Raw genomic sequence first — 24,949 nt, forward strand, 5'->3', positions numbered from 1 at the left:
AACGTCCCAAGCCCCTCAATCCTTGTTCCCGCCGGGCAGGACGTTGCCGAACATCTGCCGCGCCGTGTCCTTCACGACCTCGGCTGCATTGTCGTCGCCCTTGACCATGGAGAACATGAAGTTCCTGGCCTGCTCCAGCTTGATGTGCGGCGGCAGCGGGGCCACGTTCGGATCCGATTTCACCTCCAGCACCGTCGGCACCTTCGCGGAGAGGGCGCGGTCCCACGCGTCAACGACATCTTCGGCCTTGTCGACATAGATGCCCTCCAGCCCGATCATCTGGGCGAACTTGTGGTACGGAACGTCGGGAATCGTCTGCGTCGCCTCGAATTTCGGATTTCCCTCCATCACGCGCTGTTCCCAGGTCACCTGGTTCAGATCCTCATTGTTCAGCACCATGACCACCAGGCGCGGATCGCTCCATGACCGCCAGTATTTCGAGATGGTGATCAGTTCGGCCATGTTGTTCATTTGCATGGCGCCGTCGCCGACCAGGGCGACGACCGGGCGGTCCGGATAGGCGAACTTCGCCGCGATGGCGTAGGGAACGCCCGCTCCCATCGAGGCGAGACCGCCAGACAGCGACGCTCGCATGCCCGCTCTCAGCTTTACGTCGCGGGCGTACCAGTTCGCTCCGGAACCGCTGTCACAGGTCACCATGGCGTTTTCCGGCAGGCGCGGAGACAATTCCCAGAACACCCGCTGCGGATTGACCGGATCGGCGCCGGCCATGGCCCGCTTTTCGAGGGTCTGCCACCAATCCTCATTCCACTCGCCGATCTTCTTCCGCCAGGCGCTGTCCGTCTTCGGCTTCAGGAGCGGTTTCAAAGCCGCAAGCGTCGCCCCGACATCGCCCGTCAGGTTGACCTCCATCGGGTAGCGGATCGAGAGCATGCCGGGATCAAGATCCACCTGGACGCCGCGGGCGCTGCCCTCCTTCGGCAGGAACTCCGAATAGGGAAAGCCGGAGCCGAGCATCAAAAGCGTATCGCACTCCTGCATCAGCTTCCAGCTCGGCTCCGTCCCGAGAAGACCGATGGAGCCGGTGACCCAAAGAAGGTCGTCGGGAAGCACATCCTTGCCGAGGAGCGCCTTCGCGCAGCCCGCGCCGAGCGTATCGGCCACGGCCTCGACCTCTTCCGCCGCACCGCCCGCGCCGGCGCCCACGAGCATGGCGACACGCTCTCCGGCGTTCAGGACCTCGGCGGCGCGCTGAAGGTCGGCGTCGGCAGGGGCGACGTTCGGCGCAGACCAGCCGATTCCGGAAAAGACGGAGCCGTGCGCACGCGGCGGCTCCTCCATGTCCATTTCCTGCAGATCGTTCGGAAAGATCAGCGCGGTGACCCGCCGCTGGCCCAGGGCGATACGAACCGCCCTATCGGTCAGGTGCCGGACCTGAGAGGGGACCGAGGCCTGCGCCACGAATGCGCCGGCCACGTCCTTGAACATCGAAACGAGGTCGAGTTCCTGCTGATAATGCGCGCCAACGGCGGTCCGCGCCTGCTGACCGGCAATGGCAAGGACAGGCATGTGATCCAGCCGCGCGTCATAAAGGCCCGTCAGCAGATGCGCCGCTCCTGGTCCCGACGTGGCAAGGCAGACACCAAGTTCGCCCGTGAACTTGGCGTGCGCAGAGGCCATGAACGCGGCCATCTCCTCGTGCCGAACCTGCACAAACTCGAACATGTCGCCGGTTCTCTGCAACGCTCCGAGCAGACCGTTGATGCCGTCGCCAGGATAGCCGAAGATCCGCCGCACCCCCCAGTCATGCAACCGTTTCCAGAAGAAGTCGCCCACGGTTTGACTCATATTCAGGTCCTCGATTTGCTGGCTGTATCAGAGGAACCGCTCGGGGTTTTGCCTGTTCCGAAAAGCATGATGGCAGGCCTGGAATCCAAGGGAAGCCGCCGGCACCGCCGAGGAGGCGCATAGGCTGGGCGTGCGGTTACGCAGCCCGATTATCTCTCCGGATCATGTCTCATTTTTTCCATAGCATTGGACGTAGCCGCGATAGCCGATCTCATCCTTTGCTTCTGGCGGAACGACGATCATTTCCATCTGCGGAAGGCCTGCATTGCCCGCCCCGCTTGCCGGCCTCAGGACGACGAGGAGACCGCCGTCGAAAAAGCGGTTCTCTCCCTGCCGCGGCAGTTCGATCAGCCTTCCGTTCAGCTTGATGACGCCGCCGCCATTCGGTTCGTAGAGGAAGGAGGGGAACGCCACTTCGGTCAGTTTGACGGCGCAGCGTTCGTTGCGTCCGCCGACGGCAGCGATATCGGCGGGCGACATGGTCTCGGGCTTGATGAGAGCAACCGCGATGCCCCGCAGCGCATCGGCAGCGTTTTCGATGGGCGCAGCCGGGGCCGCCGGCTCCAGTTCAGCCTCGCGGTCGTTGCCGATGGCGGTGTTCTGATTACACGCCGCAAGCGCCAGCGTCGCTGCGATCAAAAGAATTGAGAGCTTCATTTCTCGGTCGCTTCCGGCAGGCGCTCGGTGGTCCGTACGCCGTTCTCCTCGATGTCGGCGATCAGATACTTCATCTGGGCGATCTCCCGCCGCTGGGCCAGGATAATGTCATGCGCCAGCTTACGCGTGCGCGGGTCGCGGATATGCGCCCGCTCGCTCGTCATGATCGCGATCGAATGGTGGGGGATCATCGCCGACATATATTCAACGTCGTTGATCGTCGTCTGGCTTCGCACCAGCCAAAGCGCAACAGCGAAGACCAGTGCGGCAACACCAAGGATGATGAAATTCTTTTTCCGGTCCTTGTACATGCCCCACATGAAGAGGAGCATGACGACCATCATCATCGCGCCCATCACGAACATCATCCAAAAGCGCGTCTCGCTCCAGAATATGTGATCCGCGTCATAGGTGTTGGCATACATAAGGAAGAACATGATGACCGTGGAGGTCGCGACCATTGCCATGAACCGCCAATAGTTTCCGCCACCGCCGCCAGAGGATTTCTCGTCATGCTCCTCCACTGGTCTGCCCTCCCTTCGGCCTGCTCACATGCATATCCTGCGCTCGTCACCCTGCGGCACTGAAACCCCAGCGATGTTCGCGGCGCAATGGTTCCCCTGAGCCACGACGGAACGTCGCGTTGAAACCGCTGGGCGACCGAGCGCGAGAACGCAGCCCGCACCCCTTGCCAGCGTTGGAAGTTATCGATCGAACGGGAGCTTACACGCCCCCGGAAGGTTCGAAGGGGAAGCCAATCCCCGGCGCGAAAGAAATATATGCCGATTGCGACCAATCCCGAATGGCAGCAGCTTGCGCTCTACGCCGCAGGCGGCGCATTGCTCCTGATCCTGATCTTCAACATTCCCTATGTCGGGCGCGTCGTTCGATCGCTCTTTTCCTTCGCGTTGCTTGCCTTGTGCCTGTTCCTGCTGCTCCAGCAGGCGCCCTTCGATCCCAATCTTTCCCGGCTGACCTCATGGCTTGGCCTTCACGGCCAGCAGGTCAACGGAGAAACCGTGCGCATCTCCATGGCGCGCGACGGGCATTTCTGGGCGAACGTCTCGATCAACGGGACCGAGCGGCGCATGTTGATCGACAGCGGCGCGACGGTCACCGCACTTTCCCAAGAGACGGCGGACCTGGCGGGCGTGGACTACGGTGAGGGCCTGCTGCCGGTCATGATGCGCACCGCGGCAGGCACGGTGCAGGCGCAGACCGGCACTGTGGAAACCCTGGGCATCGGCGGCATCGAGGCCCGTGATCTCAAGGTCGTCATTTCACCTGCACTCGGCACCATGGACGTGCTGGGCATGAACTTTCTGTCACAACTCGCCTCTTGGCGCGTAGAGGGTCAGACACTGATACTGGAGCCCGAGGAGGGGACGGTTCCCGCTGCGGAAGGGGACGCAGAGGGCTGAAACGGCGCTCGCCCATGGCAAGTCATGCGGCAGATGAGGATCGATGTCCGGTCGATGTCGCGAGGGACGTTCCCGGCGACATAGCCGCTGTCTTTCGGTGTCGCGGGTCGCACGAAATCCGGGCCGGCTGTACAGGCCGAGAACAGCGTCATCAGAGATACCGATGCAACACGCGCGGAAACCATCATGCCTCCGGCCTAACGAGCAGTGCACGGCAGGTCATCAGCAGCTACGCGCGATCGACCGTGGATGCGCGGCCGGTGGACAAACCTTCCAGGTCGCCGCCGCTTCAACAGACGCAGCTTCGGGCGGACGAAAGGGGGCGAGGGTGATTTCAGCTCGAGGCAAACGCGAACATCCCTACGAAGCCTGCCGCAAAAGCCGCTGTTGAATAGCGCCGCGGCGGCCGCGGCCGGTCGCCTTCCGGCAGAACGTCCTCCACGGTCGCCAGCAGCAGAAATCCTGCCATGAGCGTGAGCGCAGCGGCCTGTATCGCCTCGCTTGCTCCCCTCAGCGTGATGAATCCCACAGCGGCAGCAAGTGGCGCGATCAGCGGGATGACGCCGATCAGCAGGAGCCGGCGGCTTCGCGGCAACTCTCTTCGGCGCAAGTTTGCGATGGCTGCGAAGCCTCCTGGCATATTGCCGAGAATTTGGCTGACAGCCAAAATCAGACCGAGGCGCGAGGCGACAGCCGAACCCGCCCCCGTCATCAGGCCATCGCCGGCGAGATCGGCCGCAACCGTTGCCGCAACCATCAGGCCAGCCGCTTTTCCCTGCCGTTCCGAACGTCCGCCGCCAAATCCGCGCGCAAGCAGGAACGCCGCGAGCATACCGCAGGCGAGCAGAAGCGCGCTTACGGCAACCTCTCCCCCGACGAGGATACGCGGGATGAGTGCAATGGCGACAACGCCGATGGCGACGCCGGCGGCGGCATGAAGCGCGGTGCCGACGAACCAGTCGGGCGGACGGCTGCATTCGGCGATTACGCCGCCGATCATCGTTCCCGCAGCGGGAAGCAGCGCCAGCGCGACAATCGGGATCAGGTCTTGCAACTGAACAATCCTTGTAGAGTTGGCAGAAGATCGGGTCGAAGACGCATTCCTCGAAGAACCCGACGCAGCGTTCCTCGCTTGTGCAACGACATGGGAGTAGGGAAAGGTTCGCACATGACGGATATTGTCGCCTATTGCGGCCTGCCGCCCTCCCCTGTGACCTTGCTGGCGCGCTGGAACTTCGATCCTCTGCTTGCCGTCGCTCTGGCCGGATTGGCGGGCCTGCATCTGGCGCGTCTTCACCGGAAAGGCGCGGCTTTGTCGCTGCCTGCGCTCGGATGGACAATTGCCGCCTTCTGTTTCCTTTCGCCCTTGTGCGCGCTCAGCGTATCCCTGTTCTCCGCGCGGATCGGGCAGCACATGATCCTGGCGCTCGTCGCTGCCCCGCTGATCGCGCTTGGCCTGCCCTCCCGCGGGTCCATACGCGGCCTTTGGGGTGCCGCGGCTCTTTTCGCCGCCGCCCTATGGTTCTGGCACATGCCCGCCCCCTACAGCGCCACGTTCCGATCCGATCTTGTCTACTGGTCGATGCACGTATCGTTGTTCGGAAGCGCGATCCTGCTCTGGCAGGGACTGCTCGACGTGCGGCCTGAACGTGCCCTGCCCGTCCTCGCGGTGGGGGCCGCAAGCTCGATCCAGATGGGACTACTCGGCGCCGTCTTCGCCATGTCCACCCGGCCTCTCTTCGCGGTGCATCTGGCAACGGCCCCGGTTTGGGGACTGACGCCGCTTGCCGACCAGCAATTGGGCGGGCTGTTGATGTGGGTTCCGGGTCTGCTCTTCTTCCTGCTCGCAGGGGCCCGCACGGTGCATCCGCTTTTGAAACCGAGTGGCTTCGCCGGAAACTGATCTTGCCGATCGATCCCGCTCAGCTGCCTCTCCCGCTCCTGCTTCTTGTCTTCGCAGCAGCCGCCGTCGCGGTCTGGCGGTTCGGTTTCCGCCTTACGCGTCTGGTCGACGACATTTCCGACCGTACGGGCATTGGCCAGGCCTTTGGCGGAATGCTGCTTCTTGGCGGCATCACCTCGCTTCCGGAGCTTGCCACCGTGTCGACATCGGCGGCGACCGGCAATGCGCCGCTTGCCGTCAACAATCTGATCGGCAGCGCTGCGATAAACCTGATCCTCCTTGCCGTTGCCGACGTTCTGTATGGAAAGGGCGCGCTGACGAAGGTCGCCGCCAAGCCCGGAACCCTTATGCAGGGGACGCTCGGCATGGTCCTGATGGCGAGCGTCGCCTTTGCCATCGCAACGCGGGAGATCGACCTGTTCGGGGTCACCGGCGCCTGGAGCCTGCTTCTGGCCGCGGGGTGCGTATGGGCTCTCCGCCTCGCGGCCCGGTTTCCCAAAAAGCACAGTTGGGAAGTCGTCGATCCCGACGAGACCCCGGAACGGGAGACGGAGCGTCCGGGCCGTTCCCTTTCGCGCCTCTATATCTCTCTTGCCGGTACGGCGCTCTCCATTCTCGTGGCCGGCTTCGTCCTGTCGCAGGGCGGCGACGCCATTGCCCAGAAGAGCGGCCTCAGCGCCAGCTTGGTCGGATTCCTTCTGGTGGGGTTCGCAACGTCGCTGCCGGAATTGAGCTCGGTGACCGCAGCGGCGCGCATGCAACGCTATGAACTTGCGGTCGGTGACATATTCGGGACGAATCTCTTCAACGTCGCCCTGCTGTTCGTGGTGGACCTGATCTACCGCGGTCCGCCTGTCTTGTCGCAGGCCGGACGCTTCGAAACGATCGGGGCGCTGATGGCCGTACTGATCAGCGGTGCCTTCGTCATCGGACTTCTCGAACGGCGCGACAAGGCGGTCCTGAGGATGGGCTACGACTCCCTGGCGGCCATCATCATCTTTGCTCTGGGCGTCTTTGGCCTGTCGCAGGCCAGCTAAGCCGGCACCATCATCAGCGGCAGCGCGCTGTACACAATGCCCGCCCCGGCGATCAGCGCACCGACATGGATGAACTGAAGCCAGAATGTACGCAGGCCGGGTTCTTGGCCGTTCGGGGAAAACGCGCGGGCACGCCAGACGACCAGAGCCAGGGCGAGAAGGGCTGCGGCGGTCAGGGCGAAGACCAGCGCCCCGCTGACCGGCACCGTGCGCGACAGGGTCAGCTCAAGGGATACCGCCCAGTAAAGCAGCCCCCAGTGCGCAGCCCAGATCACCGGCGGCGCCAATAGCCCGGCGAATGCTAGGATCTTGGCGGGCATGCGCATCAGATCAGCAGCGGGAAAAAGGCCGAAATCGTCAGGCTGATCGACGCCTGTGCGGCAGCGAACCCCCAGAGGACGAGGATGCAATCGAAGCTGAGGCGGCGAACCCCATCGGTCATGCCGCGCCGCGTCCGCCAGACCAGAAAGGCACCCCACAGGAACAGCGTCGCGACCTGCAGCCCGTTGAGGACGGTGAACGTCCAGCTTGTCGCGCCAAAGCCGGAGGCGGTGGGATCGATATGACCGTACGCAGCAAACTCGCCGCCAAACCCTGCCAGCAGGGCTGCGATCGCCGTCAAGAGCAGCATCAGAAAACGCCCCGGCGCTTGTTCCGGCACTCGGCTGAGCGCCCGGCCGGCGGCGATCATCAGCAGGAAGGAGCCGGCATAGGCGGCGATCGACAGCACAGCAGGAAAGGTGGCGGCCGCTCCTGTTCCGGCGGGCGGCCATGCGTCCGGCTGCCCGCTCCAGAGAAACAGGTAGGAGAATATCTGGCAGGCGAAGATCATGCCGAAGACGATCACCAGCACCCACATGGCCCAGATCGCATGGCTTTTCGGACCCGTCATGTAGACGGGCAGCATCATGCCGCCACCCACGTCGACAGGCGGATGGTCGGGCCCCTTGTCCATCTCGCTCATCCACCGCAGCACGGCGCCAATGCCGAGTATGCCGAAGGCGGCGGCCACCCACACGAGCTTGACCGTCAGCGACAGGAAGAAGCCCGCCGTCCCAATGGCCGCCAGCACATGCCAGATGCTCGGCCCCGGTATGATGACGAGATATTGCGGGATGGCCTTGATCGGCGATGTCACGATGGTTTCCCGCCGGCCGGTCAGGGCGCCGGGCAGAAACCATTGTCCCGCCTTCACCTCGCTCGCGAGTTCCGGCCGGTCCCAGAGAGGCTGCGTCGAATCCACGACCGGAATGGAACGCGCGCAATAATCCCCCTGCGGCAGCCATTCGAGCGTGCCGCCGTCATAGACATTCCCGGCATTCTCCCCTCCCAGCCGGAAATTGCGCAGCATGTCGAACACGAAAACGGCAACGCCAGCCGCGATCGTGAAGGCACCGACGGTCGAGATCAGGTTCACCGAGGAGACGTCCTGCGCCGGCAGATAGGTGTAGACCCGGCGCGGCATCCCCTGAAGGCCGGTATAGTGCATGATGAAGAAGGTGATGTGCGTGCCGGAGAACATCAGCCAAAAGGCCCATTTTCCCAGCCTTTCGGACAGGGCGTTCTGGCTGACCATCGGCGTCCAGTAATAGATCGCAGCGAACAGCGGAAACACCATGCCCCCGATCAGGACGTAATGCAGATGGGCGACGATGAAATAGGTGTCGTGCGCCTGCCAGTCGAAGGGCACGAGACCCAGCATCACGCCGGTCAGCCCCCCCATGGTGAAGATCACCAGAAAGCCGAAAACGAACAGCGTGGGGACATTGAACCTGATCTTTCGAGCCAGCATCAGCGTGGCGATCCACGCGAAGACCTGCACGCCCGCGGGAATGCTGACCGCCATGGATGCGGCCGAGAAGAAGCTGAGCGACAGGTCCGGAATGCCCGTGGTGAACATGTGATGGGCCCAGACGCCAAAGCTGATGAAGCCCGTCGCCACCAGCGCCAGAACCACCATATTATAGCCGACCAGCTTCGCGCGCGCGATGGTGGGGATCATCATCGACACCAGTCCGGCGGCTGGCAGGAAGATGATGTAGACCTCTGGATGCCCGAAAAACCAGAACAGGTGCTGCCATAGCAGCGGATCGCCGCCCGCCTCTGCGATGAAGAACGGCCAGTGGAACGCTCGCTCCAGTTCAAGAAGAATGGTGCCGAGGATGATGGCGGGAAAGCCGACGATGATCATGCCGGCGAACACCAGCATCGCCCAGCCGAAGATCGGCAGCTTGTCGAGCGTCATGCCCGGCGCGCGCGTCTTCAGGCATCCCACGACGATCTCGATTGCGCCGGCAATGGCGGAAATCTCGATGAAGCCGATCCCCAGAAGCCAGAAATCCGCATTTACGCCGGGCGAAAAGATATAGCTGGTATAGGGCGGGTTCATGAACCATCCGCCATCGGGCGCCACCCCCCAGAAGAGCGACAGGAAAAAGGCGGTGCCGCCGATGAAATAGGCCCAGAAGGCAAAGGCGCTGAGGCGCGGAAAGGGAAGGTCGCGGGCCGCGAACATCTGCGGCAGCAGCAAGACGCCCATGGCCTCCACGGCCGGCACGGCAAAGAGGAACATCATGATCGTGCCATGCATCGTGAAAAGCTGGTTGTAGGTTTCGGGACCGACGATGTCCGCCAGCGGCGCCGCGAGCTGGACGCGCATGATGAGCGCGAGAATACCCGCGAGCACGAAGAACATCAGACTGGCGCCGACATACCAGCTGCCAACATAGTCGTTGTTGACGACGGTCAGCGTTCGCCAACCCTTCGGCTTCGCCCAGACCCGCTCCAACTCTTCGAGCTCCCCTTCGGGACGGGGGGTGCGATCCGGAAGATTCTTCAGCGCCGCCTCGAAGGCCCGCTCGTTTTCATCGAGTGGCTCCGGCAAGTCCTTGGCGCTCATTCCAGCCCGTCCATATAGGCGGCGAGCGCCTGCAATTCGCCTGCGGAGAGGTATGTATATCCCGGCATGAGGACGCCCGGTTTCGACGCGGCCGGGTCCGCTGTCCAGCCCGCGAGCGTGCCGCGATTGTTCGGTAGAATGCCCGCGCCGAGCATCGTCCGGCTGCCTATGTGCGTCAGATCCGGCCCTGTCCGTCCGGCCGCACGCGTCCCGGCGACATTGTGACAGGACCCGCACCCGATGCGGTCGAACAGGCGCTGTCCGCGCTGTGACAGATCGTCGGCCGGCAGCGCGGCGGGGCGCGCCTGCGCCGCCGCCCAAAGGGCATATTCGTCCGGCGGCAGGGCAATCGTCCGAAACTGCATCAGCGCGTGACCGGCGCCGCAGAATTCTGTGCAATAGCCGGCATAGACGCCCGGCCGATCCGCTTCGATGATCAGACTGTTGTCTTTTCCGGGGATCATGTCTCTCTTGCCGGCCAGTTGCGGCACCCAGAAGCTGTGCAGCACGTCTGCGGATCGCAGTTCGATTCGGACTGGCTGACCGGCAGGGATGACCAGCTCGTTGGCGGCTTCGAAGCCGGGATATTCCAGGCGCCACCACCATCTGAGGCCGGTCACGCGAACGGTCAGCATCTCCTCGCCGGACCGGGACGCCAGCGATGCCGTCATGCCGAGGCCCGCGATCAGCAGCACGAGGAGCGATACGATGGTGAAACCGAGGCCGCCGATCAGAATCATTCGCTCACCGGCCAAAGCAGCCTTCAGGCGGTCCGTTCCAACGACGGCGACGATCATCAAGCCGACGATCAGCAGGGTGATGACGGCGCCGCCGACAAACAAAATCCAGGACAGGGCCGTCACCGGCGCCGCCTGAGGCCCTGCGGGATCGAGGATAGGCGGCAGTTCGAGCATCGATTCCCTTCCCCGCCTTTCGCCGTTCCGCCGTGCAGAAGAATGAATTCACTATAATCGGTGGGCGGGAAACGAAAACCGGTAGCTGCAACGCTGTTCACACGCCAATAAGCACGTAGCCGGAAGGAAGCCGATGACGCAATTGTTCGGACGGAATGCCGACCGCAAGCTACGCCGGGGTGCGGCCCTCGTCGTCGTGCTTGCTGTTTCGGTGTTGCTGTTCGGCTATTTCCGTGTCCGTTCCGACAGCTATTGGCATGTCGGGATCGCGCGTGAGCAGCCCGTGCCCTTCAACCACAAGCTCCATGTTCAGGGACTGAAGATGGAGTGCGGCTACTGTCATACCGGCGCGACGTCCATGGCCGGCGCTGGAATGCCGAGCGCGCAAAACTGCCTGACCTGTCACAGCGAAATATGGCGCGGCGTGCCCGCTTTGGAGCCCCTGCACACCAGTGCTGAACTCGGTACGCCGATCCCCTGGAATTCCGTCATCTGGTTCCCCGATCATGCGCGTTTTCATCATGGCAGTCATATCGCCGCGGGGGTAGCGTGTTCGACCTGTCACGGCGACGTTGGTGCCATGACCGAGACGAGCGCGGCCGTGCGGCTGACGATGGATTTCTGTGTGGATTGTCACGAGGATGCGATGGCGGAGACAGGGGCGCGGGGGTCGGCGGTGACGGCGCTGCCTGCCGCTGCCTTCCTGCAGCGGAAAGGTTCAGCTTCCCCCGCCGCCGAAGGGATGGACCCGCCGGCGTCCCACCAAGACGGCCGAAGCCTGACCGACTGCTCCGTGTGTCATTACTGATGGATCGTACGGATCGACTCTGGCGCGGATTGAGCGAGAGCGAAGAGCTCGCCGTGCAAAGGGAATTTCCAATGCTTGCCGAGGCGGCCCGCCTCGATCGCAGGCTTGCCATGAAACTGCTAGGCGCCAGCGCCGCCCTCGCCGCCGCAGCCGCGTGCGAGCGGAAGCCGGGCTCGAAACCGTCGGCGGCGCGCGGCACGCATTTCGGCGACTATGCCAGGCCCGTCACCTATGCGACCACCCTTGAGCAAAGCGGCGTGCCTATCCCGGTGCTCGTCGAGACCGTCAATGGCTGGCCGATCAAGATAGACGGCAATCCGGCCTGGGGCACCGGGGGGTCGAGCGCCATCACTCAGGCGCAGCTGCTGGATTTCTACAATCCTCTACGGCTCACGCGCCCACTCCTCCGTGGAAAACCGGCCAGACCCGCGGCTGTGGAGGAAGCGCTTTCTCGCCTCGCCCGGGGCGGCGGGCGCGGTGTGCACATTCTTCGCCCGCCCACGTCCAATATTGCGGTGCTACGTGCAGCCGAACGGGCAGCGGCGGCTTTACCGGACGCGCAGATTCACGAATGGGCGCCCATTCTCCCGGAAGCCCCCTTCGATCCAGCGCCAGGCAGCCGTTCGATATTGTGCATCGGCGCGGACTTTCTGGGTCCTGGCCCGCATCAGGCCGAAAGCGCGGCCGCTTGGGCGGCCTGGCGCGGCGGCAGTGATGATCGCCGCCACCGCCAGCTTTTTGTCGCGGAATGCGTGCCGACGCTGACGGGCGCGCGAGCGGACCGGCGTCTGCGGCTCGCGCCCCGCGACCTTCTGCAATTGGCTCATGAGGGCGGACGCGGCGCTCTCGCCCGGCGGCTCGGTCTGCCCGATGTCGATCAGGTGCTGATCGGGCGAGAACTGCAGGACGACGGCGCCGGCGATCTGTTACCCCTCGTGGCTGCCCTTCGAAGGGGCGAAGTCGAAACCCTGATCGTTCTGGGCGGAAATCCGGCCTATGATGCGCCTGCCGATCTCGATTTCGCAGCGGCGATGAAACATGCGGGATCCGTCATCGTTCTCGCCGATACGCTTAACGAGACTGCGGGCGGTGCGGGAATGCTCATTCCCGAAGCCTCGCAGCTGGAGCGCTGGGGCGAGTATCGCCGCGGCGGAAACCGTCTGCTGTCGCAGCCACTCGCAGGAACCAAAGTGCGCCGGTGGAGCGCCGAGGAAATTCTGGACCGCCTTGCCGGAACGGCGGAGACGGCGCAGCCGGCTTGGATGAAAGCCGTCCATGAACAGGCGTTCGCCGCCGGCGGTGAGAGCGGCGCTGCCGCCGATGCGACTGAAACCGGCGTATCCGTGCGCAGCGACGATCTGCCGGACGGGCTGATCCTGGTGTTTCGGCCGGACGCATCGGTTTGGGACGGCGCGCATGCGGATAATCCGTGGCTGCAGGAACTCCCCGATCCGATCAGCAAGCTGGTATGGGGCAATGCGGCCACAGTCGCGTCCTCCACCGCAGGTACGCTCGGCCTCGAGAACGGCGACATCGTCGCTATCGAATCCGCCGGTCGCAGGATCGAAGCGCCCATCTGGGTTCTCCCCGGTCAGGCTGGCGGCACCGTCGCGCTTCCGCTCGGTTACGGACGCGCGGTCGCGGGTCTTGGAAGCGACATCGGTATCAATGCTTACCGGCTTCGCACCGCTCGGCATCCCTGGTACGCGCCCTGCACGGTTGCAAAAACCGAAGGGCGCGCGGTTCCGATCAGCACGGAGCTGCATCATCCCCTGGCCGAGGATGTTCCCGCGCGCAGGATGAGCCGGCGGGACGAGGCGGAACAGCCGGCCTTCTACCGCCAGCAAAGCGAGTCCGGGCAGCATCAGTGGGGCATGGTCATCGACCTCGACGCCTGCATCGGCTGTTCGGCCTGCACCGTCGCCTGCCAGGCGGAAAACAACATCCCTGTCGTCGGCCCGGAAGAAGTTGCGCGCGGACGGGAAATGCACTGGCTTCGCATCGACCGATACTGGCGCGGCGATACCGACGACCCCGGCATCGACTTCATGCCGGTGCCATGCATGCACTGCGAAACGGCACCGTGTGAGCCGGTATGCCCGGTGGGTGCCACCGTTCACTCTTCCGAGGGTCTGAACCAGATGGTGTATCCGCGCTGTATCGGCACGCGCACCTGCGCCAACAACTGTCCCTACAAGGTGCGGCGCTTCAATTGGTTCGACTATCAGGAGGAGGCTCCGCGCTCCGAACAATCGCTGAACCCACGCGTCTCGGTGCGCGAGCGCGGCGTCATGGAGAAGTGCACCTACTGCGTTCAGCGCATCGAAGCCGTACATGCCGGTGACAAAGAGGGGCCCGTCAGGACCGCCTGCCAGCAAGCATGCCCGACGGAGGCGATCACGTTCGGGGATCTCGCCGACCCGGACTCCGACGTGGCACGCAAGCGCGCCTCCCCGCGCAATTACGCGCTGCTGGGCGGCCTCAACCTTGCACCGCGCACCACCTACCTTGCGCGCCGGGAGGAGGATGGCGATGGCTGAACCGCTTCGCCATCCCGAGGAGGCGCCGATCGGCCCTGTTCTTCGCCCGCCGCTGGCGAGGCGGTTTGGGCCTTGGTGGCGGTTCTGGTTCGGCCTTTCGCTTTGCGGACTGCTCCTGTTTGTTGTTGGCCTGCTCATCCCGCTGTGGGCGGGGATCGGTAGCTGGGGCGTCGGCATCCCGCATGTCTGGGGCTTCGGGATCGCCAATTATGCATGGTGGATCGGCATCGCCAACGGCGCCAGCCTGTTTGCCGCCATCCTCGTTCTAAGGCAGCACAATCTTCGCACCGCCATCAACCGCTTCGCGGAGGCGATAGCCGTCGCCGCGGTCTTCGCCGCCGCGCTCTACCCGGTGGTTCATCTGGGCCGCCCGTTCAGCAGCTACTGGATGTTTCCCTATCCGGCGACGACAGGCTTGTGGCCGCAGTTTCTCAGTCCGCTGACGTGGGATTTCTGGGCAATTCTCAGCCACCTCCTCGTCACCACGACCTTCTGGTATGTCGGTCTCGTCCCCGATCTTGCCACACTGCGCGACAAGGCCAAAAACCGGCCCTTGAAACGTTTCTACTGCCTCTTGGCCCTTGGCTGGCGAGGATCGATACGCCAATGGGCCTTTCATCAGCGCGCGCACCGCCTCACGGCCCTCACGGTCATCCCCATGCTCTTCGTCATGCAAAGCGCGGTTGCGTTCATGTTCGCATCGACGCTGGTGCCGGACTGGCATTCGACCCGGCAGGCGCTCACCCTCACCGTCTCAGCATTCGAAAGCGGTCTGGCCGCCATCCTCGTCATGGCGCATCTGCTGCGCCGCGGCCTGTCGCTGCAGGGCCACATCGACGATCTGGACATCGATTTGCTGGGACGACTTCTCGCAGCGAACGCTCTTGTCGCCATGTATCTTTTTGCCGGCGGCATATTTCTGGGGCTTCTCGACGATCCCGTTGCGCAGGCCGCGCTTCTCGACCGGCTGACGGGCCCCTACAGTTCTCTCTTCTGGATCGCCTCGCTTCTGACTATTGTGGCTCCGCTGCCGCTCCTTTGGAGAAAGGTTCGGCACGAGCCCTGGCTCGCCGTCGCCGTCGGCATCGCCGTGCTTGCAGGCACGTGGCTGGAGCGGGTGTCGCTCGTCGTCGGCGGCCTGCCTGCCGAACGGATCGGTCTTCTGCGCGCGAACTACTCGCCCACCGCTGCCGAATGGATCCTCCTTCTCGGGTCGGCGGGGCTCGTCCTTTTCTTTATGCTGGGCTTCGCCAGATTGCTGCCCACCATCTCGCTTTATGAAACCCGCCACGACCAGCACGCGGGGCGGGCAGCATGACCGCGTGGCTCGGCGCCTTTGAAAGCCCCGAGACGCTGGTGTCCGCCATTCGCAGCTTGCGCGCCGATGGACACCACGTCGAAGCCTATAGTCCTTTTCCCATAGATGAAATCATCGAAGTGATGGACTATGACACGCAGAGCGTCGCCAAGGCCGCCCTTATAGCCGCCGCGTTCGGCAGTGTTCTGATGCTCGCGGCGCTATACTATACCGGGGTGGTGGCCTATCCCCTTGATGTCGGCGCACGTCCCATTTTCAGTCTTGCCGGGGCGGTGTGCTCGACGATCATCGTCACCATCCTTTGGGCGGCGCTTGGCGCCCTCGCCGCGTTCCTCAAGGGCGCTCATCTGCCGAGATTGAACCACCCGGTCTTCGAATTCGAACATTTCGAAAGCCTGCATGACGGCACCTTCTTTCTGGAGGTTCACGCGGGCTCGGGCCTGACCGGCGGTACGCTCAGCAAGCTTGGCGCGGTCTGGGTTCGTGCGCTGACATGATGCGGCCACTAAGCCTGGCTTTACTGCTCGCCGCCTGTTCGCAGCAGGCCGAGAGCGATGGCGATCGTGCGCCGCCGCCGGTCGCCGGACCGATTGCCATTGCCGATCGAGATGCAGATGAGCCGGCTGTGACACGCCTGGCCGCCGGCCGGGCGAGCTATAATGTGCACTGCGCTGTATGCCACGGCATTGAAGGCGCCGGCGACGGGCCGGTCATAAGTCGCGGATTCGCCGAACCCGCGCCCTTCTCGTCACAAAACTCGGGAAATGCCGCGCGCACGGTTCACATCATCACGAACGGCTATGGCGCGATGCAGCCGCAGGCGGACGCGATTCTGGTAGAGGAACGGTGGGCGATCGCCCGATACGTCGAGAGCCTGGCGAAGTGATGCGGACCCGTCCTCCTCCGGCCACGGCCTGGGCGGTGATCATTCTTGCAACCCTTCTGGCGTGCGGCGCCGGCTTTATCAGTCTTGGCGAAGGGGGGCTGATCGCCTGGCGGAATGCCGTTCTTCTGCTGACCGGACAGGCCGCCGGCAGTCTGATCGTGCTTGCCGCCGGGCATCTCTTGGCGAACGACTGGGTCGAGGCCGTGCGCGACGAGTTGGAACCGGCCGCTTGGACCATTGTCCCGCTGGCCGTGCTTGCCCTGCCACTGACCCGGCTGGCCGTTCCCGAAGCGCCGGCGATCATTCCAGCCGACCTGATGACGGACGCCCGGCAAAGCTGGTTTCATGATGACGCCATTTTCGTTCGAACCTGCATCCTCTTCGGCGGCTTGGCCGGTCTATCCATCTGGGTGTCGAAGGCGGGAGAACGGCGGTTCGTGAGCGCGATCGCACTGGCAATCGCCGCAATCTTTTTCGCCATCGGAAGCGCCGATTGGCTGCTCCTTTCCCGGCCCTTCTGGTGGTCGACGCTGATCCCCTTCGCGCTGCTCGTGAACCAGATGAGCGCCGCCCTGGCGCTGGGCTTCATCTCCAATCTCGTCCAGCGGGAAAAGGGTGATGAGCATGCATTTCGCAGCCTGGCCTCCGGCCTCCTCGCGCTGGCGCTTCTCTCTCTTTGGGTGTGGTTCTCGGTATATCTGATCGCCTGGTTCGGAAATCAGCCCGATGAAGCGGGGTGGTTCCTCCACCGCATGCGGGGAACCGGCACCCTGCTTCTCGGGATCTGGTTGAGCGGCAATCTGCTTGGCGTGGCAATCCTCATGTTTTCACGCCGCCGCCGCTGGTCGATGACAGCCGCCAGCGCGGGCATGCTGGCCGGTTACATCGCCGGGATGCTCTGGCTGCTTTACCCGGCGGGTCTCCGGCCGCTGGCGCTTTCCGACCTGATCCCGATCGGCGTCCTGGCCGGCCTATGGCTGGTCTGGCTCGCCCTCGGTCAGCGCTATTACGATGCCGCTCATTCGGGCTCCAGGTCCGCGTCGGTCATCCATGCCCGGTCCAGCGGATCCGAAGGCGGCCAGCGATCCTCATCGCCATCCAGCGAGAACAAATAGGTCGCCACATCGATCGCCTCTTCCTGGCTCAGTCCCTGATCCGGCATGCCGGTGCCGGGCACGAGGCCTGTCGGATCCTGCAACCACGCAACCAGAACCGCCGGACGATTGCGCAGCTTTCCGGCGATCAGGGACCGTTTCGCCCAATGATCGAGAGCAGGGCCAACCCGGCCATCGGCATTCGGCACCCCCGGTATGGCGTGGCAACTGCCGCAACCATAATCTGCGACCAACTGCCTGCCCCTGTCGGCATCGCCGGGAAGTCCGGCAGCGCCATCGCGCGGTGAACAGGCAGCCAGCACCAGGCCGAGGATACAGCACGCGTACCAGAACGGGCGATAAAGATAGGCTGCGGTTCGGCGTGCGATCAACGCGTTGTCCCCACGGCTCCGCTATCTCAGCCAATGTCGCCAATGGCAAATCATCCGCTCGCCAGCTCGGGCGCGTCGCTGTGTGGCCTTGGCGTTGTCTTCAGTCGCACTCTGGAACCTGCGTCATCGTCATGGCTCCGCCAATGCCGGCCACCGGTCGCATCACCATGCGGCAGTTCCGCTCGCTCTGTTCCCCCGAACTGGCGCTTGCAGAGCGATCCTCTGGCGGGGTCTGAGCGGGTGCGGACCGGACGAGCGTTTCGCCCGAGGCGCCGCATTCGGAGTGCAGCCACTCGTCGGCCTTCGCCCGGCCCTGCAGCAGCACACGGCCTCGATAGGCCGATTTCATCATCTGCTGCTGTGCCGGGGGCAGCTCACGTCCGTTGCAGACAACGCTTTTCTGTTCAGCCGGAGTGATCTGCGCGGAGGCAACCGAAGCCGCGGACAGGGCCATAGCGGGCAGCGACGCCGTGACTGCCCAAAAACGGATCCTGAAATGCATCGCCGCTCCTGAAAATGTTTACCGCAGTTAAGTAACCCATAATACATTCAGAGCAGATAGCTGGAGTGTCCTGCCGCCCTCTGCTTGTCGCGCTTCATCCTTTTTAGAGCATCAGGTCAGAGTCTGACAGGCTTCAAATGAATGAGATGCGGTGTCCAAGAAACTCTTCGCACCTCCGGGCGGTACGACCTGCGGGCGATCCCACCCCCTTTTCAGTATATACGAATGCAGTCGCTCAACTGCCCGTCCAATGCGAAAAAGACTTCAAGAGATATCCGTGAGGTTGATCGGCGGTCCCGCGATGAGCGTATGTTGTTGCCATGACCTCGTGGCCTTCTAGAACTCGGCTGCGCAAGAAGGAGCGAGATGGGTGACAGCTTCGAAAGACGAACTCGCAGCCGATCGAACAGACTACGCCGAGAAGCGCACAGACTGGGCGGAAGATCGCACCGCGCTTGCGATCGAGCGAACCTTTTCGGGTTGGATGCGGACGGCGTTTGCGGCCATCGGCATTGGCATCGGCTTCAACGCCCTGTTCGACAAGATGGAACCCGTTTGGGTGCCGAAATCCGTCGCAACTCTTTTCATCCTCATCGGTGCCTTGTTGACCCATCTGGCCGCGAAGCGCGCGGGCCGCGGGTTTGACCGGCTGTCCGCTCATGCCGTCGACCTGCCAAAGCTCCCTCGCCTGCGACTGTTGGCATGGTGTGTCATCCTGGGGGCTGCCGGCCTCGTCTTCGCCCTGTGGTTCCTGAACGGGGGCTAACGCATCCGTTCGGTGCGGGCCGCCGAATTACACGTCCGCGGCTTGCCGGCGCCGGCTCGCATCAGGCGTGATAATATTTTGCTGGTGCCGCCCCGGATCATCGCCTCCGTACCCCTCGGACTGAAGCGCGGGAAAATCGCGCACGCGTTCTTGTTCACGACTCTGCTTCAGCGAGGGCGGCGCTGAAAGGAGAGAGGAATCGCCGCGAAGTGACGACCGGATCACTTATCTTCGTTTAACTTAAACCATTATCTCAAATTACCCACATTTATTGCCTTCGGGGCCATGCGATTTCCGACGTCCAGAGAACAAGATTATAAAACCTACTGATCACTGCATCCGTCGCTGCTTTCGAACGTAAATATTCCATTGAACCGGAACCAATTTAGGTCGCGTTGACATAAGATTTCAGCCATAGTCTGGAGGCGGCGAGGTTGAGGAAGCTCTCGAAGGACAGGATGGTCTTGTCGTAGCGGGTGGCGATACGACGCTGTTGCTTCAGCTTGCCGAACATGCGCTCGATGCGGTTGCGGTCTCGATAGCGGCGATAGTCGGGGTGCTCTGGCACCTTGCGGTTCGAGCGGGGCGGGATGATCGGCAGGATGCCGCGCATCAGCAGGCTCTCGCGGAAGCGGTCGCCATCGTATCCCTTGTCCGCCAGCAATCCTCGGGGTGTGGCGGTCGGGATCGCCATCAGCGGCTCGGCAGCGGTATAATCTGACGCTTCACCGCCGGTCAGGATGAAGCCGAGAGGGCGTCCCTGATTGTCCGATCGGGCGTGGATCTTGCTCGTAAAACCGCCGCGTGATCGACCAAGAGCGTTCGCACGAGCCCCCCTTTTCCGCCCGCTGCCGAGACGTGGCCGCGAACGCTGGTGCTATCGATCATGTGCTGCCAGTCCTCGGTCAGGCCCAGATCGACCAGCGTTTGCAGCATCGCGTCCCAGACACCCTGCTCGGCCCAGCGGCGGAAGCGGACGTAGACCGAGTTCCACTTGCCGTAGCGCTCGTGCATGTCGCGCCAGGGGCAACCAACCCGCAGCACGTAGAGCATGCCGTTCAAGAAGCGCCGGTTATCGCCCGCCGGTCGCGCCCATCGGCCACGCTCGGGCGGAAGTAGCGGTCCGATCACTTCCCATTCCGCATCCGACAAGTCCCCCCGATCCATACCTGCTCCGCAAAAAGCAGTCTTGAATCAGACGGGGTCCGGTTTGGGAATCCCTTTTGTCAACGCGGCCTAGCGCCTTGCGTGATATCGGATACGGGTTCAGGGATGCAATAAAAGGGAGGTGCCGCAATAGTGCGGCGAATTTTTTGCGTATGGCAAGCAAGAATCCAGTTGCGCATGAATTTGACCAACCTCTGCCTAGACTGGCACCGCAGGAGCACGACGTGTTCCTTGCTCCGCTGCGCAGTGCGATGCGGTCGTGCAATGGGACGGCGGCAATGCTCCTTCAACGCAACGCGAAGGCCGGCACCGCATCTGTCCTGGCGGAAATTTCTACCGGCTCCTCGCCTGCCTTCATTGATCGGCTGCAAGAGGTCGGAGGGTTGGCGAGCCCAGCCGGCCGGCGCGCGGCCGATCTGGCGCCGCAATGGACGCGCAGCGACACGGGGCCGATGCTCGATATCCCCCTGCTTGGAGACGACGGAGAGATCTTCAATCTCCTGATCGTTATCGAACCGAAAGCCGCAACAGGCCTTGACCCGGCTCTCCACGACGCCGCGACGCTGGTGCAGCAGCACTGGTTGCCTCTCGTGCGCCTCTGGCAGCGCTCGGCAGAGCGGGATAATCATCGTCAAAGCTTTGAGAATGCGCTCGATTTCTCTGCCAATGCCTACATGCTTGTCGACTGCGACAGGAACCTCCTTTTCGGTAACAAGGCCGCGCGCGCGCTCCTGACGCGAGGACAGAGCCTGATGCTTGCGAACGGCAAACCGACGGCGGTGCGACTGTCGGACGCGCTGCGCCTGTCGGAGATGCTGTCGCACGTCATCGCTCTTGCGCAGCAAGCAAATGCCGCGGCCGATCAAAGCTGTCCGGTTCTCATGCTGCCGAGCCCCGATGCGTGCAAGATCCTGTGCGTCATAAAACCGGTAAAGCCGCCCCCCGGCAGCGCACCGATCCGGCCGCCCTTATCGTGGCGCTGCAACCCTATAGTGACGTCAACCGCCTCATCAAACCGATCTGCGACGCTTATGGTCTGTCGGCGGTCGAAACGCGTCTGGCCGCCCTGCTGGTCGCTGGATCCTCGATGGGCGATGCATCCGCGGCGATGAGTGTAAAGAAGGAAACCGCGCGGGGATACCTGAAGACGATCTTCCTGAAGACCGACACACATCGTCAAAGCGAACTGATCCAGCTTATCATGAGCTACACGTTGCGTGTTGATGCGGATCTGAACCTGCAGTTCGTTGGCTGACCCCCCGTTTGGGGTCCCCGATCCACCCGCTTGCGCACACGATCTCACGCATGTGGGAAACAAGCCTTCCCCTGACGAGGGTCGAGACTTCCTGATCTTCCGTTAACCATACTGTCTGACGTTTGGCACGGTTCGCCCTGCGTTGCCGGAAGGGATTGAGGCATGCCCGCCTGCATCCCGTCCAACTGCAAAGACATGCGAATGGAGGATGCACATCATGAATCGGACCCTTTTCCTAACGGCGTCGGCGGCAGCGCTGACCCTTTCCGCGCCTGCTGTTGCACAGGTCGAGAACAGCGAAATCGCGCTGGCCGGCTCAGACGCCTATGCCGGCGACACGGGCGACATCACCAATACGGACAGTTCGGACCATTCCACGGCGGACAGCGGCAACGACAATTCCACGCATACCGACAATTCCGACAATTCGGACAATTCCGACAGCTCCAGTAACTATGACGTTGCCGTCAGCGATAGCGGCAATGACAATTCACAATCGGACAGCAGCGACAATAGCGCTGCCTCGGGTGCGCAGGTCGCTGCGAACAATGGAGGGACCGCGATGGACAATCGTGACTCGTCCGACAATTCGGACCGGTCCGATAATTCCAGCAACTATGACGTCGCCGTCAGCGACAGCGGAAACGACAATTCGAACAACTCCGACAATTCCGATAACAGCGACAATTCGGACAATAGCAGCAACTATGACGTGGCGGTTAGCGACAGCGGAAACGACAATTCCGATAACAGCGACAACTCGGACAATAGCAGCAGCTATGATGTCGCCGTCAGCGACAGCCTGAACGACAATTCGGACAATTCCGACAATTCGGATCACTCCGACAACAGCTCGGCATCGGGTGCGCAGGTCGCCGCCAACAACGGCAGCTATGCTTCTGACAGCCGCGACCAGTCGACGACCGACAACAGCACCGACAGCGCTGCGAGCGCCGGAACCATGGCAGCGAACAACGGCAGCGAAGCCAACGACAACCGCCAGGACAATTCCGTCGACGTCGCGCTGGCCGACAGCTTCAACGACAATTCCGACAATTCCGACAACTCGGACAACTCCGATAATTCGGACAATTCCGATAACTCCACCACCGACAATAGCGACAACAGCTATGCATCGGCTGGGCATGTCGCCGCCAACAACGGCGCAAATGCCCAAGACAACCGCATGGACAATTCGGATAACTCGGACAACTCCGACAATTCCGACAATTCGTCACACTACGATGTCGCGGTGTCCGATAGCGGAAACGACAGTTCCGACAACTCCGACAACTCGGACAACTCGGACAATTCGGATCATTCCAATCGCACCGACCAGTCGGTTCGCTACGCCGATAGCTACAACACGGATATGTCGACCGGTACGGCGGAAACCAGCAACATGTTCGGGGATACGGCAGTCGTCGCTTCCTCCACGCTGGCAAGCTACGTCACCGGCGTCTCCGTCACGTTCGGCAGCGGCGGTGAAGATGGAGAGGACGGCACGGCCGGCCTCAACAACAGCCTGTCGAATGGCGACAGCGCCTTCCAGAACTTCGCCGGCATGCAGGCGCTGAACCAGAACACGGGCGTCGGCGCATCGCAGAACGCCAATGTCAGCGTCGCGGTCTCCGCCGGCGACATCAACCTCAACTGACGACGATCGGCGGCCCGGCGGACACCGTCCGTTCGGGCCGCCGACGATCCCGCCGGATAGGATAGCGACATGACACGTTCGCACGCATTCTTCGTCTGCGTTACAATCGCCGCAATGGGCGCCGGGGGCGCGCAGGCGCAAAACCCCTTCGGCACCACACCCATTGAGGAGGGCCGCCTCGCCAAGGAAACTGCGCGTGAGGACGTCAATCAGGCCAGCATGGCCGATCAGCGATCCGGCGTAGCGAACAACAGCATCAACGGCGATTCCGCCACCGGTACGATCGCGATCGACAACCAGGCCTTTCAGAACATGAGCGGCCTGTCCGTGCTGAACGCCAATACGGGCAACAATGTCGCCATCAATGCTTCGATGCAGGTCAACATCGCCATGACGCCGGGCCTTTGACAGCAATGCGCCGCGCCCGGTTTGTCGATCTGTCGGCGGGTTGCGCCGTCCTGCTCGGGGGTTCGGCGCTGCTGACCGCCTGCGCGGCAGACATTACGGCAAGCTCGCCCTATTTCTCGGATGCCTTGCCCGGCGGCCAGATCAATTATGCCCCGAAAAGTCTGATCGAGAAGCGCTTCGAAACCGTTGTTCGCCAGCGCTTCGATTTCAGTTGCGGCTCGGCCGCGCTCGCGACCTTGCTCCGCTACCATTATGATTTGCCGCAAAGCGAACAGACCGTCTTCCAGGGCATGTGGCAGGAGGGCGATCGCCAGCAGATCCGGAGGCTTGGCTTCTCGCTGCTCGACATGAAGCGTTATCTGGAGGGGCTCGGCCTGCGCGCGGACGGGTACGAGGTCAGCGTCGATCAGATCGTTTCCGCGGGCGTCCCCGGCATCGCCCTTATCGCACCGGAGGGCTATCGTCATTTCGTGGTCGTCAAGGGCGTTCGCAGCAACGAGGTCTTGTTGGGAGACCCATCGCTTGGACTGCGCACCATGTCCCCCGAAGAGTTCAAGGAGGTGTGGAACGGTGTCTACTTCGTGCTGAACACGAACAGCGCCACGGGCCAAGCGCACTTCAATGGGGATCGCCAGTGGATGCACCTGGCCGCCGCACCCGTCGGTTCACCCTTTCTCGACCCGCTCAGCCAGCAGGCGCTCATGCTGACGGCGCCGTTCTACCGAGACTTTTGATGGGGAGGGCCGCGCCTCTTGCGCTTCTCGCGGGTCTTCTCGTCGCTTATCCCGCCGCCGGTCAGATCATGTCCGCGCCGGTCAGGATCGTTCCGGATGAGGATCTCGCCGAAATGCGCGGCGGCCTCATCTTGCCCAGCGGGCTCGAAATCGCACTGGCCGTACGGCAGGATACCAGCATCGACGGCGCCCTCGTCCTGCGCACCTCGTACGTGGTCGATCAGGGCGCGCCGAAACTCAGTATCTTGACCCCCTCACCTGGGCAGACGGTACCGGGCACAACCGGACAAGACGCCCAGGGCGGACGCGGACCCGCCGCTGCCCCCGGCGGTGATGGCTCCGTTGTCATCGACCGCGCGGGAGGAATCGCGCTGTTCCAGCCGGGTCTGTCCGGACCGACGGGAGTCCAGGTGAACGTGACCAGAGGTGGCGCGCCACCTTCCGATGAAGGATTGACAGCCGTATCGCTCCAGCCCGGCGAGAGTGCGACCACGCCCAGCGGCACGCTTACGCTGGATGCCATCCCGGGCGGGTCCCGCATCGGACTTCAAAATGTGGGAACGGAGATCAGCCATCTGGTCGGTCAAACGATCGGCACGACGATCGCCAACAGCGCAAACGACCGAACCATCGATACCGTGTCCGTCATAGACCTGAACCTTACGAACGTATCGCCGGACCTGATCGGATCCGGCATGCTTACTGTAGAGAATGTCGCCGTGGAAGCGGCACGAATGGCCATAGAATAACAAAGAATTACAAGGGGATTTCATGGTCAGTTT

The 24,949-nt window shown here is 63.0% G+C and carries 26 protein-coding genes; 16 read left to right on the plus strand and 10 right to left on the minus strand.

Annotated elements, in window-relative coordinates; translation table 11 throughout:
* Positions 1-15 precede the first annotated feature (15 nt).
* The 3 genes from C725_RS01920 to C725_RS01930 form a co-directional block, all read right to left on the minus strand.
* Positions 16-1,809 (minus strand): thiamine pyrophosphate-requiring protein, encoded by a 1,794-nt coding sequence (locus C725_RS01920; protein WP_038281032.1) that lies wholly within the window; start codon positions 1,807-1,809, stop codon positions 16-18.
* 162 nt (positions 1,810-1,971) lie between these two features.
* The gene (locus C725_RS01925) at positions 1,972-2,466 is read right to left on the minus strand and encodes a DUF6692 family protein (protein ID WP_008599814.1); all 495 of its coding nucleotides are present in this window, start codon (positions 2,464-2,466) and stop codon (positions 1,972-1,974) included.
* Positions 2,463-2,927, minus strand: a complete 465-nt coding sequence (locus tag C725_RS01930) for a DUF305 domain-containing protein (protein WP_038281280.1) — start codon at positions 2,925-2,927, stop codon at positions 2,463-2,465. The genes C725_RS01925 and C725_RS01930 overlap by 4 nt, the downstream gene beginning before the upstream one ends.
* A 318-nt stretch (positions 2,928-3,245) precedes the next feature.
* On the opposite strand from C725_RS01930, the gene C725_RS01935 reads away from it, so the two are divergent.
* Complete coding sequence (locus C725_RS01935) at positions 3,246-3,887, plus strand: retropepsin-like aspartic protease family protein (protein ID WP_008599818.1); 642 nt, start codon at positions 3,246-3,248, stop codon at positions 3,885-3,887.
* A gap of 334 nt (positions 3,888-4,221) precedes the next feature.
* Here C725_RS01935 and C725_RS01940 read toward each other — a convergent pair whose 3' ends face one another.
* Positions 4,222-4,941 carry a ZIP family metal transporter gene (locus C725_RS01940; protein WP_008599819.1) on the minus strand — a complete coding sequence of 240 codons (720 nt, stop codon included), beginning with the start codon at positions 4,939-4,941 and terminating at the stop codon, positions 4,222-4,224.
* A 114-nt stretch (positions 4,942-5,055) separates the two neighbouring features.
* Here C725_RS01940 and C725_RS01945 point away from each other — a divergent pair, with 114 nt between their 5' ends.
* Positions 5,056-5,790 (plus strand): cytochrome c oxidase assembly protein, encoded by a 735-nt coding sequence (locus tag C725_RS01945; protein WP_008599821.1) that lies wholly within the window; start codon positions 5,056-5,058, stop codon positions 5,788-5,790.
* Between the two features lie 2 nt (positions 5,791-5,792).
* Positions 5,793-6,827 (plus strand): sodium:calcium antiporter, encoded by a 1,035-nt coding sequence (locus C725_RS01950; protein ID WP_008599823.1) that lies wholly within the window; start codon positions 5,793-5,795, stop codon positions 6,825-6,827.
* Here C725_RS01950 and C725_RS01955 read toward each other — a convergent pair.
* The 3 genes from C725_RS01955 to coxB are packed head-to-tail and all read right to left on the minus strand — an operon-like array spanning position 6,824 to position 10,640.
* Positions 6,824-7,147, minus strand: a complete 324-nt coding sequence (locus tag C725_RS01955; RefSeq protein WP_149864495.1) for a hypothetical protein — start codon at positions 7,145-7,147, stop codon at positions 6,824-6,826. The two genes, C725_RS01950 and C725_RS01955, sit on opposite strands and share 4 nt — an antisense overlap.
* A 5-nt stretch (positions 7,148-7,152) precedes the next feature.
* Positions 7,153-9,726 (minus strand): cbb3-type cytochrome c oxidase subunit I, encoded by a 2,574-nt coding sequence (locus C725_RS01960; RefSeq protein ID WP_008599826.1) that lies wholly within the window; start codon positions 9,724-9,726, stop codon positions 7,153-7,155.
* The gene (gene coxB / locus C725_RS01965) at positions 9,723-10,640 is read right to left on the minus strand and encodes a cytochrome c oxidase subunit II (RefSeq protein WP_008599828.1); all 918 of its coding nucleotides are present in this window, start codon (positions 10,638-10,640) and stop codon (positions 9,723-9,725) included. Before coxB ends, C725_RS01960 begins: the two co-directional genes overlap by 4 nt.
* 133 nt (positions 10,641-10,773) lie before the next feature.
* Between coxB and C725_RS01970 the strand changes: the two genes are divergently transcribed.
* The 6 genes from C725_RS01970 (at position 10,774) to C725_RS01995 (ending at position 17,307) form a co-directional block, all read left to right on the plus strand.
* Complete coding sequence (locus C725_RS01970) at positions 10,774-11,448, plus strand: cytochrome c3 family protein (RefSeq protein WP_008599830.1); 675 nt, start codon at positions 10,774-10,776, stop codon at positions 11,446-11,448.
* 71 nt (positions 11,449-11,519) lie between these two features.
* A complete protein-coding gene (locus C725_RS01975) occupies positions 11,520-13,988 on the plus strand; it encodes a 4Fe-4S dicluster domain-containing protein (RefSeq protein WP_008599831.1) in 2,469 nt (822 codons plus the stop codon).
* A complete protein-coding gene (gene nrfD / locus C725_RS01980) occupies positions 13,981-15,306 on the plus strand; it encodes an NrfD/PsrC family molybdoenzyme membrane anchor subunit (protein WP_008599832.1) in 1,326 nt (441 codons plus the stop codon). Before C725_RS01975 ends, nrfD begins: the two co-directional genes overlap by 8 nt.
* Positions 15,303-15,803 carry a quinol:electron acceptor oxidoreductase subunit ActD gene (locus tag C725_RS01985; protein WP_008599834.1) on the plus strand — a complete coding sequence of 167 codons (501 nt, stop codon included), beginning with the start codon at positions 15,303-15,305 and terminating at the stop codon, positions 15,801-15,803. The genes nrfD and C725_RS01985 overlap by 4 nt, the downstream gene beginning before the upstream one ends.
* Positions 15,800-16,192: a c-type cytochrome gene (locus tag C725_RS15140; RefSeq protein WP_051051184.1), complete on the plus strand. Its 393-nt coding sequence runs from the start codon at positions 15,800-15,802 to the stop codon at positions 16,190-16,192. Before C725_RS01985 ends, C725_RS15140 begins: the two co-directional genes overlap by 4 nt.
* Entirely contained in the window at positions 16,189-17,307 is a 1,119-nt protein-coding gene (locus tag C725_RS01995) for a hypothetical protein (RefSeq protein WP_207790060.1), read from the plus strand. Before C725_RS15140 ends, C725_RS01995 begins: the two co-directional genes overlap by 4 nt.
* Here C725_RS01995 and C725_RS15620 read toward each other — a convergent pair.
* Positions 17,211-17,678: a c-type cytochrome gene (locus tag C725_RS15620; protein WP_200858573.1), complete on the minus strand. Its 468-nt coding sequence runs from the start codon at positions 17,676-17,678 to the stop codon at positions 17,211-17,213. The two genes, C725_RS01995 and C725_RS15620, sit on opposite strands and share 97 nt — an antisense overlap.
* 100 nt (positions 17,679-17,778) lie before the next feature.
* Entirely contained in the window at positions 17,779-18,030 is a 252-nt protein-coding gene (locus tag C725_RS16080; protein ID WP_008599838.1) for a hypothetical protein, read from the minus strand.
* Positions 18,031-18,550: 520 nt separating this feature from the next.
* On the opposite strand from C725_RS16080, the gene C725_RS02005 reads away from it, so the two are divergent.
* Complete coding sequence (locus C725_RS02005) at positions 18,551-18,946, plus strand: YidH family protein (RefSeq protein ID WP_008599840.1); 396 nt, start codon at positions 18,551-18,553, stop codon at positions 18,944-18,946.
* Between the two features lie 385 nt (positions 18,947-19,331).
* Here the strand turns inward: C725_RS02005 and C725_RS16085 are convergent.
* Positions 19,332-20,113 (minus strand): IS5 family transposase gene (locus tag C725_RS16085; RefSeq protein ID WP_200858574.1). Its coding sequence is split into 2 segments (ribosomal slippage): positions 19,332-19,792 and positions 19,792-20,113, totalling 783 coding nucleotides; the frame shifts between segments, so codons are not numbered across the junction.
* A 278-nt stretch (positions 20,114-20,391) separates the two neighbouring features.
* Here C725_RS16085 and C725_RS02020 point away from each other — a divergent pair.
* The 6 genes from C725_RS02020 to C725_RS02045 all read left to right on the plus strand — a co-directional run bounded on the left by C725_RS02020 (position 20,392) and on the right by C725_RS02045 (position 24,916).
* Positions 20,392-21,225: a hypothetical protein gene (locus tag C725_RS02020; RefSeq protein ID WP_008599845.1), complete on the plus strand. Its 834-nt coding sequence runs from the start codon at positions 20,392-20,394 to the stop codon at positions 21,223-21,225.
* Positions 21,222-21,368 (plus strand): hypothetical protein, encoded by a 147-nt coding sequence (locus tag C725_RS16335; protein WP_008599846.1) that lies wholly within the window; start codon positions 21,222-21,224, stop codon positions 21,366-21,368. The genes C725_RS02020 and C725_RS16335 overlap by 4 nt, the downstream gene beginning before the upstream one ends.
* 217 nt (positions 21,369-21,585) lie before the next feature.
* Positions 21,586-23,025, plus strand: a complete 1,440-nt coding sequence (locus C725_RS16610; protein ID WP_008599847.1) for a hypothetical protein — start codon at positions 21,586-21,588, stop codon at positions 23,023-23,025.
* 69 nt (positions 23,026-23,094) lie between these two features.
* On the plus strand, positions 23,095-23,433 hold the full coding sequence (locus C725_RS02035) for a hypothetical protein (RefSeq protein ID WP_008599848.1): 339 nt from the start codon (positions 23,095-23,097) through the stop codon (positions 23,431-23,433).
* 5 nt (positions 23,434-23,438) lie between these two features.
* Positions 23,439-24,167 carry a C39 family peptidase gene (locus tag C725_RS02040; RefSeq protein ID WP_008599849.1) on the plus strand — a complete coding sequence of 243 codons (729 nt, stop codon included), beginning with the start codon at positions 23,439-23,441 and terminating at the stop codon, positions 24,165-24,167.
* Positions 24,167-24,916, plus strand: a complete 750-nt coding sequence (locus C725_RS02045; RefSeq protein ID WP_008599850.1) for a hypothetical protein — start codon at positions 24,167-24,169, stop codon at positions 24,914-24,916. Before C725_RS02040 ends, C725_RS02045 begins: the two co-directional genes overlap by 1 nt.
* Positions 24,917-24,949 lie beyond the last annotated feature (33 nt).

The sequence above is a fragment of the Pacificimonas flava genome (genome assembly GCF_000342165.1).
GTDB classification, from domain to species: Bacteria; Pseudomonadota; Alphaproteobacteria; order Sphingomonadales; family Sphingomonadaceae; genus Pacificimonas; species Pacificimonas flava.

Excerpts from the sequence above, each read along its gene's own strand:
- C725_RS02045 (WP_008599850.1), top strand. The coding sequence starts at position 24,167 with ATGGGGAGGGCCGCGCCTCTTGCGCTTCTCGCGGGTCTTCTCGTCGCT.
- nrfD (WP_008599832.1), top strand. The coding sequence starts at position 13,981 with ATGGCTGAACCGCTTCGCCATCCCGAGGAGGCGCCGATCGGCCCTGTT.
- C725_RS16610 (WP_008599847.1), top strand. The coding sequence starts at position 21,586 with ATGAATCGGACCCTTTTCCTAACGGCGTCGGCGGCAGCGCTGACCCTT.
- C725_RS02040 (WP_008599849.1), top strand. The coding sequence starts at position 23,439 with ATGCGCCGCGCCCGGTTTGTCGATCTGTCGGCGGGTTGCGCCGTCCTG.
- C725_RS01935 (WP_008599818.1), top strand. The coding sequence starts at position 3,246 with ATGCCGATTGCGACCAATCCCGAATGGCAGCAGCTTGCGCTCTACGCC.
- C725_RS01975 (WP_008599831.1), top strand. The coding sequence starts at position 11,520 with ATGCTTGCCGAGGCGGCCCGCCTCGATCGCAGGCTTGCCATGAAACTG.
- C725_RS16080 (WP_008599838.1), bottom strand. The coding sequence starts at position 18,030 with ATGATGAAATCGGCCTATCGAGGCCGTGTGCTGCTGCAGGGCCGGGCG.
- C725_RS01985 (WP_008599834.1), top strand. The coding sequence starts at position 15,303 with ATGACCGCGTGGCTCGGCGCCTTTGAAAGCCCCGAGACGCTGGTGTCC.
- C725_RS02035 (WP_008599848.1), top strand. The coding sequence starts at position 23,095 with ATGACACGTTCGCACGCATTCTTCGTCTGCGTTACAATCGCCGCAATG.
- C725_RS15140 (WP_051051184.1), top strand. The coding sequence starts at position 15,800 with ATGATGCGGCCACTAAGCCTGGCTTTACTGCTCGCCGCCTGTTCGCAG.
- C725_RS01960 (WP_008599826.1), bottom strand. The coding sequence starts at position 9,726 with ATGAGCGCCAAGGACTTGCCGGAGCCACTCGATGAAAACGAGCGGGCC.
- C725_RS01945 (WP_008599821.1), top strand. The coding sequence starts at position 5,056 with ATGACGGATATTGTCGCCTATTGCGGCCTGCCGCCCTCCCCTGTGACC.
- C725_RS02020 (WP_008599845.1), top strand. The coding sequence starts at position 20,392 with ATGCTCCTTCAACGCAACGCGAAGGCCGGCACCGCATCTGTCCTGGCG.
- C725_RS01930 (WP_038281280.1), bottom strand. The coding sequence starts at position 2,927 with ATGGTCGCGACCTCCACGGTCATCATGTTCTTCCTTATGTATGCCAAC.
- C725_RS01925 (WP_008599814.1), bottom strand. The coding sequence starts at position 2,466 with ATGAAGCTCTCAATTCTTTTGATCGCAGCGACGCTGGCGCTTGCGGCG.
- C725_RS16335 (WP_008599846.1), top strand. The coding sequence starts at position 21,222 with ATGAGTGTAAAGAAGGAAACCGCGCGGGGATACCTGAAGACGATCTTC.
- C725_RS01970 (WP_008599830.1), top strand. The coding sequence starts at position 10,774 with ATGACGCAATTGTTCGGACGGAATGCCGACCGCAAGCTACGCCGGGGT.
- coxB (WP_008599828.1), bottom strand. The coding sequence starts at position 10,640 with ATGCTCGAACTGCCGCCTATCCTCGATCCCGCAGGGCCTCAGGCGGCG.
- C725_RS01955 (WP_149864495.1), bottom strand. The coding sequence starts at position 7,147 with ATGCCCGCCAAGATCCTAGCATTCGCCGGGCTATTGGCGCCGCCGGTG.
- C725_RS01920 (WP_038281032.1), bottom strand. The coding sequence starts at position 1,809 with ATGAGTCAAACCGTGGGCGACTTCTTCTGGAAACGGTTGCATGACTGG.